The organism is Mesorhizobium sp. M7A.F.Ca.US.006.04.2.1, assembly GCF_004022915.1.
Taxonomy (GTDB): Bacteria; Pseudomonadota; Alphaproteobacteria; order Rhizobiales; family Rhizobiaceae; genus Mesorhizobium; species Mesorhizobium ciceri.
Genome location: NZ_RZQA01000238.1, coordinates 1 through 7,652, shown reverse-complemented (window position 1 = coordinate 7,652; position 7,652 = coordinate 1). Strand labels below are relative to the sequence as shown.

The following is a 7,652-nucleotide window of genomic DNA, read 5'->3' as shown; positions in this document are numbered from 1 at the left end:
GGTAAGGATGGACCCGCCGCTCCATTTGCGAAGCGACGGGCTCTCGCCCACCCCATACCTGTGAAAGCAATTTAGATGCCAAACTTTTGACCCGTTATGGGGCACAGCCGTCGCGTTGCCAGTCGGTCGGTCGCCCTCTCGTCGCTCTGCCTCGACATTGATAACCATCTACATCATGCCGGCTCGTTGGCTGCGATCACAAATTGTCGGATTCGTACGAAGCAGAGTTCTGTACGATTCCAACCCTTTAACTTTGTACACCCCTCTTTTGTAATTCGGCGGCTGAGGGGACGCCGTGCATCAGGTTGCATTTCACTGTCAATCGCGCGCCAGAGGGCGTATATTTTTTAAATCGTCTGCACGTGTCTACGGGCGCAGACGGCAGGGAGATTGGAAAGCTCTTGCCCCAAGCGGGATTGAGCTATGACCAATCCAGAGAACGATTCCTACAGAAACCAATTGTTGCGCAGGCTTGACCCTGGTGACCTGGGGCTTTTGCAGCCACACCTTGAACTGTGTGACCTCGAGCCGAAAATGACCTTAGAGAAAGCCGATTCGGAGATCGAGACGGTGTACTTCCTGGAGGACGGCATCGCTTCTGTGGTCGCGACGGCTTCAGGTAAGGAAGCCGAGGTGGGCCTTGTCGGCTTTGAGGGAATGACCGGTGCCGCGCTCGTGATGGGCGCTGACTATGCAGCGCATCAATGTTACGTTCAGTCGGCCGGCAGCGCTTTCAGGATGGGAACCGAGCCCTTCAAGGAGGCTCTTGCGAACAGCCCAACGTTGCGCCTTTTCCTGTTGCGCTATGTCCACTACTTCCACATCCAGACCAGCTATACGGCCCTGATCAACGCAAAATCAAACCTTGAAGAGCGGTTGGCGCGCTGGCTTCTAATGTGTGACGATCGGGTCCACGGCGAGCGCCTTGCGATCACCCATGAGTTTCTCGCCGTCATGCTTGGAGCAAGACGCCCAGGCGTTACCGTTGGGCTGCAAGTTCTGGAAGGACGTGGTTTCAGCTATTCTCGACGTGGCGAAGTGCACATCAGGGACCGCAGCGGACTTGCGGCCTGCGCAAACGGCACCTACGGCAAGCCAGAAGCCGATTACGTTCGGCTAGTTGGATTATAGCGCTCCAAGCATGCCGGACGTAGGCCGCGGTGATCCAAGCACCTGCGCCTCGCGCCAGCAATACAGCCCGTCCCGCCCACATTGCCGGTGACACGAAACGGCTGCGGAAGCCGCGATCCGATGCGATTGCAATCCAACCCTGGGCGCGCACGGATGTCCCGCAAGCTTCATATCCCGTGCGTCAGCACAAGATAAATAGCGGGGACGAGCATCAACCAGCCGCTCAGTCCAAGAACCACCAAGATGGCCATGCGCTCTGTTCGTCTGACAAGGTCGGCAATGTTTTCTCTGTCCGGCAAAGCGACGGAGGCCACAAACCCGGGCGCACGATCATCGTTGCCATTTCCCGGTTGGTTCGCGCTGCCACTCTCATTCGATCTGTGGACCAATGTCATTGTCATCGTTCACCGAAAAGAATCTAAACCGGCCCGTTCTCGGCGCGTGAGCCGGAACGGGCCGAGGCGGGAAATCAGTTAAAATCGAAGGACGACCGAAGGACCACGTCGGCGGTAGCACCGGACGCGACGGCGACCATGCCGCCAATAACTGCGGCAAACCCGTCTCCAGCCCCGCCGGCGGCGGTGGGGACGGTAGTGCCAGTCCCGATGGTAGACTTGCTGCACTTCTGCCTGTGCGTCTTCTTCAAAGGTCTCTGTTTGTGGCGTCTCAAGTTCATCGAGGATGCCGTGTCCGGCCCCTGGAACACCCGCCATTGCGTCAGTTGGGCGGACAGCGCTTGCAAGGGCCGCTGCCCCGGCAACGCCAAACATTGCAGTCAAGAAGGATCGCCGATCCATAATAAACCTCCCAAGGTACATGTGCTAGAAATGCGCCCACGCCTGCCGAATGAGCATGCATGGGCGCACGGTGAAATACAGGACCCGCCCGCCGTCGAAGCAGCTCACGGGTCCTATCAGCGCAGGAAGGGACGTAGCTGCGCCGATCCACGCCATGTCAGCCAAGAACGACCCCCATCACCAAGAAGGTGATGGCTGTTGCGAAAATCGGTGCGAGCAACCATCGCGCCTGGCCGACACTTTTTTCCACTGTTTCTCTCCGAATTGGAGAGACAACAACCTTTAGGCCTAAGCCGTTCCGCCTACTCCCAACGGGTAAGACCATTGCGTTTTCCAACCAGACTTTGGTCCTGCGCGGATTCAGACAGAGGCCCGTATGAGGAACGTTTGGCCTGGCGACGTGTTCGGGTGGCTGGCGCCCAGCCGATCGTGCTGCCGCCAGGTTACAAGAGGAGAAAAACAAATGAGGATGCACCTAAGCAGCGCCGCTGCGGCGCTCTTGCTGTTGGCCAGCGTCGGCGCGGTTGCGGCACAGGATGTGGTTATCACACCGGAACAGGACACCGTCGTCCGCGAATACGTGAAGAAGCAACCCTTGGCTTCTGTGAAGCTTCCGGGGGTGGAGTTGAATGTCGGCACGGCTCTGCCAGACACGGTCGAACTCCACGAGGTTCCCAACGTCAAATACCGCTATACGGTGGTCGACAACCGAACGGTTTTGGTGGACCCGAGCACACGCAAGATTGTGAAAGTCTACGACTGAAACTTCGAACCGGGCCAGGCCCGCCGGCAGGGATGCCGGCGGGTTGTGCTCGTCAAATCGCCACTCAATCGGACAAATGAAAATGATGAACCCTGAAGTCGAGACGTCGCAATCGCTCGTGGCGCGCCTGGTTGATCTCCAGGCGAGAGCGCGGGCAGCACGTATAAATGAGGCCGAAATAAAGACCTTCCAAAAGGTCGCAGCCGTCACGGATGATGGTCGAGGTCGGTCGGCTCAGGATCTGGCCGTTCCAGGTTCGATGGCGACATAGTGGTGCACGAGGTCACACCCCAATCGCCGCCACAAGAATTCGGTTCTGCCCGCGGATCGCCGCGCGCAGTTCCAACATTCCAAGTTGTGCCTTCTTCTACGACGCGCCAGCAACCTGGGTGGATGCCCCAACCCTGGTGAAGGTGTTCCGCACCCTGACGGACTTGTAGACGTAGGCGACCCAGAGCCCTATCAGCACAAACGAGACTATGTACGTCGCAAGCGCCTCGCCAGTGACCACTTTCCGAACCGAAACCCCGATCGCGGTGGAGACCCAGATCGCGTCCAGTATGACCGCCACCGGGATTGCGAGCCATTGGATGAGAAACAACTGCTTGAACCGAAGGCTCCGCCTCAGCATGGCAACGAGCACCACAAGCTGAAACACCATGAATGCCAGCAGCAGGGCAACCTCGCCATAGACCACCATGGGTCCATTCGGCACCAGCATGAGCTGGTTGTAGCCATCGCTGGAGGCCCCCAATTCGGCGAGTGTGCGCAGCGGTGACAATGCCTGACCGATAGCCAGCAGCATCAGCCAGCCGCCGAAGCCCACAAGAGTCTCAGGATTCTGCGACGGCTTCGCGGCCGATCGAACAGCAAAGAAAACAGGCACGCCGATCAACAGCAGCATGATCGCCCAATGCCAGATGGAAAACGCCCCCATTTACCCCTCCCCTTTTTATGCCCCTTTAAGTTGTACAAGGTTTTAGATTCAACTCAAGAGGCGAGCCCTCGTGTGAATGAAGTTATGTCGAACCGACGATTTCTCCTGTCTGCTCCTGACTCCTTCACACCCCGATCGCCGCCACCAAAATCCGGTTCTGCCTTCGGATCGCCGCGCGCAGCTCCGGTATTTTCGCCGCGTCGCGCTTCACGAATTCGATGAACATCATGTTCATGTTGTTGAAGATCAGTTCGCCGAGCGCTGCTCCGTCGATGTCCTGCCGCACCAGGCCGAGCGCCTGCAGGCGGGCGATCAGGGCGCGGATCTGTTCGGTCAGCGCGCGGTCGAGCGCGGTGTAGGCCTGGCCGAACGGGCTGTCGGGCAGTTGCGTCGAGATCGCCATTGCCTGCCGCCACATCTCCTTGCTGAGATAGTGCAGCGAGTGCTCGATGTAGATGCCGATCAGCGTATCCAGCGCATCGCCGACATTGGCCGGCGGCCTGGCGACGACGCCCTGCCCGGCATTCAGCACCTCGTTGACCTCCAGCGAGACGATGGCGCCGAGGATGTCGCCCTTGTTCTCGTAGTAATTGTAGATGGTGCCGACCGAGACCTCGGCCTGCGTGGCGATCGCCTCTATCTTGGCGCCCTCATAGCCGGCCTCTCGAAACAGTTCCGCCGCCGCTTCGATGATGCGCCTGTGCCGGTCCGCCTTTTGCCTTGCCCGCAATCCGCTCATTCCAGCCTCTTGCCACAAAAACAGAATTGACTCAATTTTAGAATTGGTTCAATTTTTTGCAAGAAGCCACAAAGGCAAGGGAGAACACTCGATGTCCGCACATTCCAAGAGCATGAATTCGCTTTCCCTGTTGAAGAGCCATCTGCATGCTGCGTGCGCGGCCGCGGCGCTGTTGCTCGCAGCCGGCAGCGCTGTCCAGGCCGCCGACCTCAACGCGCTGATCTGGTGCGATCATGCCGATCCGGCGCTGCTGCAGCCCTTCGAGGAGGCCAATGGCGTCAAGGTCAACGTCAAGGAATTCGAGGGCACCGGCGCTGGCCTCGCCATCGTCGAACAGTCGCAGCCGGGCGACTGGGACGTGATGGTGATCGATTCGATCGACGTGCCGCGCGGCGTCGAAAAAGGCCTGTTCGAGCCGCTGCCGGAAGACAAGCTGCCGCTGGCCGACCTGTTTGCGCAGGTGAAGATGGACGGCTCCGCCATGGTCGGCGGCAAGCGCTACGGCATCACCGAAAAGTTCGGCTACAACACGATCGGCTACAACAAGACCAAGGTCGACCCGGCCGACATGCAGTCGATGGCGGCCCTGACCGGCGACAAGTACAAGGGCAAAGTCGCCATCTACGACTACTACCTGCCGGTCATCGGCATGGCCGCACTGGCGATCGGCAAGAAGACGGCCGATCTCACCGAAGCCGACCTGCCCGCCCTCAGGGACGAGCTCTTGAAGATGAAAGCCAAGGCCAAGCTGGTCGGCGAAGTGACCGCCAGCCAGACGGCGCTGGCGACGGGCGAGGTCGACATACTGGTCGGCGGCGGCGAATGGGTGACGGCGGGCCTGGCCAAGGAAAACCCGGCGCTGGACTTCTCCATCCCGAAAGAAGGTGCGGTTCTGTGGTCGCAGTCGCTGGCCATGTTCAAGGATTCCAAGAACAAGGACATGGCGCTGAAGTTCATCCAGTACATTATGAGCCCGGAGGGCCAGGCGCGGCTTGCCACCTCCTCCTGCTACTGGGGCATGCCGGCCAACACCAAGGCAGCACTGACCGACGACCAGAAGAAGGTGCTGCGCTTCGACGAACAGCCGGGCTTCCTGACGCGTGCCCAGGCCTATCCGGCGCCGAACGCCGATCTCGACAAGAAGATGCAGGACATGTGGACCGAAATGCTGCAGGCGAAATGAGCCGATAGCGCTCATGAGCTCGGCTGGAAACAACCCCTTGCCCCGGGCGGGCCATACCCTGCCCCGGGCGAGCTCTGCTCTGCCCCGGGCGAGCTCTGCTCTGCCCTGGGCGCTGGTCACGCCGGCGCTCGGCTGGACGCTGCTGTTCTTCGTGCTGCCGTTCATTGCCATGGGGTTTTCCAGCCTGACGGCGCATGAGGGCGGCGGCTTCACGCTGTCCAACTACAGCCAGTTCTTCACCAACCCTTCCTACTGGCAGGCGATGGTGAACTCGCTTGAGGTGACCGCGATCGTCACCGTGGTCTCGGTGCTGCTCGCCTATCCCTTCGCCTGGATCCTCGCCGAACAGGTGCCGGAGCGCTGGCAGCGGCTGGCGCTGATGCTGGCGGTGCTGCCGTTCTGGACCTCCTATGTCGTGCGCTCCTATTCCTGGCTGCTGGCGCTGGCGCAGAACGGCGTCGTAAACCGGGCGCTGACCGGCTCCGGTCTCATCAGCGAGCCTGTGCATCTCGCCAACACGCGTTTCGCCACCATCACCGGCTTCGTGCACTTCTTCGTCATGTTGTTGACGCTGACGATCTTCGCCAATCTCAAACAGCTCAGCCCGAGCTACCGCAAGGCGGCCGCCGATCTCGGCGCCGGGCCGGTGCGAACCTTCCTGCATGTCGTGCTGCCGCTGACCTTGCCCGGCATCATGGTCGGCGCCTTCCTCACTTTCGTGCTGTGCATCGGCGACTACATCACGCCGCAGATCCTGGGCGGCAACAACGAGCTGCTGATGCCGCAGCTGGTGATGATGCAGATCGGCCGGCGCGGCGACTTTCCGCTGGCCTCGGCGCTGTCGATCATCCTGATGGCGGTGGTCACCATCGCCTATCTCGCCTGCGCCCGCTGGCTGAAGATCGAGCGGGCCTGAGATGCGCAGGATTGTCCGCATCGCCTCCTGGCTCTACGCGCTTGCCGTCTACGGCTTCATCTTCCTGCCCGTGATCGTGCTGGTGCTGTTTTCGCTGCAGGCGACGTCGTTCCCGATCCCGCCCTTCACCGGCCCGTCGCTGCGCTGGTACGACGCAGTGCTCTCGGACCCACGGCTGACTTCGGCGTTGGTCAATTCGCTGCTGGTGGCGTCCATCTCCTCGCTCGCCGCCGTGACGCTCGGCTTCCTTTCCGCCTGGGGCTTTGCCCGCTTCGTCCTGCCCGGCTCCGGCCTGCTGCGCGGGCTGATCACCCTGCCGCTGACGGTCAGCTATCTCATCATCGGCATGGGGCTGCTGGTGCTGTTCAACTGGGCCGGCGTACCGAAATCCTTGCTTGCCGCCGGCATCGGCCATGTCGTGATCAATCTGCCGCTGTGCTTTGCCATCATCTACAGCCAGATGGGCGACCACCAGATCAACATCGAGCGCGCCGCGCGCGACCTCGGCGCGCCGGAATGGAAGGTGCTGCTGTTGATCACCGTGCCGGTCATGGCGCCGGCCATCTTCGCCGGCTTCTTCCTGTCGATGACCTTCTCCTGGGACGAATTCGTGATCTCCTTCCTGCTCACCCGCTTCGACACCACGCTGCCGGTCGAGATCTGGAACCTGCTGCGTTCCGGCCTCAATCCCAAGACCAATGCCGTCGGCTCGCTGGTCTTCGCCGTCTCCATCGTGCTGGTGGTGTTTTTTGAACTGACATTGCTTCGGAGAAAGCCCGCATGAGCGCGCCCCTCGTCGACATCAGCAGTGTCTCGCATCGCTTCGGCCAGCACACCGTGCTGAAGGATGTCTCGCTGCAGATCGAGCCCGGCAGCTACACGATCCTGCTCGGGCCGTCCGGCTCCGGCAAGACGACGCTCTTGTCCATTCTGGGCGGCTTCGTCACGCCCAGCGAAGGCAAGGTGTTCATCCGTGGCGAGGATTGCACGTCGGTGCCGCCGGCCAAGCGCCCGACGACGACGGTGTTCCAGGACTATGCGCTGTTTCCGCATATGAGCGTCGGCAGCAATGTCGGCTTCGGCCTGCGCATGCAGGGCGTCGACGGCGCGACACGCGCCGCAAAGGCGCGCGAGGCGCTGGCGCTGGTCGGTCTCGCCTCTGCCTTCGACAAGAAGCCGCATCAGC

Annotated in this window: 8 protein-coding genes; 6 read left to right on the top strand and 2 right to left on the bottom strand. The window is 60.9% G+C overall.

The window, feature by feature from the left end; genetic code table 11:
- Positions 1-423 precede the first annotated feature (423 nt).
- Together EN925_RS14890 and EN925_RS14875 are read left to right on the top strand one after the other, a co-directional pair.
- Positions 424-1,131 carry a Crp/Fnr family transcriptional regulator gene (locus EN925_RS14890; RefSeq protein WP_127369725.1) on the top strand — a complete coding sequence of 236 codons (708 nt, stop codon included), beginning with the start codon at positions 424-426 and terminating at the stop codon, positions 1,129-1,131.
- 1,260 nt (positions 1,132-2,391) lie between these two features.
- The gene (locus EN925_RS14875) at positions 2,392-2,691 is read left to right on the top strand and encodes a DUF1236 domain-containing protein (RefSeq protein ID WP_013531386.1); all 300 of its coding nucleotides are present in this window, start codon (positions 2,392-2,394) and stop codon (positions 2,689-2,691) included.
- A 367-nt stretch (positions 2,692-3,058) separates the two neighbouring features.
- Here the strand turns inward: EN925_RS14875 and EN925_RS14865 are convergent, their stop codons facing one another.
- Positions 3,059-3,628 (bottom strand): DUF2569 family protein, encoded by a 570-nt coding sequence (locus EN925_RS14865; protein ID WP_127366391.1) that lies wholly within the window; start codon positions 3,626-3,628, stop codon positions 3,059-3,061.
- Between the two features lie 124 nt (positions 3,629-3,752).
- A complete protein-coding gene (locus EN925_RS14860) occupies positions 3,753-4,367 on the bottom strand; it encodes a TetR/AcrR family transcriptional regulator (protein WP_013531384.1) in 615 nt (204 codons plus the stop codon).
- 91 nt (positions 4,368-4,458) lie between these two features.
- Between EN925_RS14860 and EN925_RS14855 the strand changes: the two genes are divergently transcribed.
- The 4 genes from EN925_RS14855 to EN925_RS14840 form a co-directional block, all read left to right on the top strand.
- Positions 4,459-5,550, top strand: a complete 1,092-nt coding sequence (locus tag EN925_RS14855) for a spermidine/putrescine ABC transporter substrate-binding protein (protein WP_128336655.1) — start codon at positions 4,459-4,461, stop codon at positions 5,548-5,550.
- Between the two features lie 13 nt (positions 5,551-5,563).
- The gene (locus EN925_RS14850) at positions 5,564-6,466 is read left to right on the top strand and encodes an ABC transporter permease (RefSeq protein WP_127388463.1); all 903 of its coding nucleotides are present in this window, start codon (positions 5,564-5,566) and stop codon (positions 6,464-6,466) included.
- Position 6,467: 1 nt separating this feature from the next.
- On the top strand, positions 6,468-7,250 hold the full coding sequence (locus tag EN925_RS14845; protein ID WP_013531381.1) for an ABC transporter permease: 783 nt from the start codon (positions 6,468-6,470) through the stop codon (positions 7,248-7,250).
- Positions 7,247-7,652: ABC transporter ATP-binding protein (locus tag EN925_RS14840; protein ID WP_164894218.1), on the top strand; the 406-nt coding region annotated here is incomplete at its 3' end. The genes EN925_RS14845 and EN925_RS14840, both read left to right, overlap by 4 nt.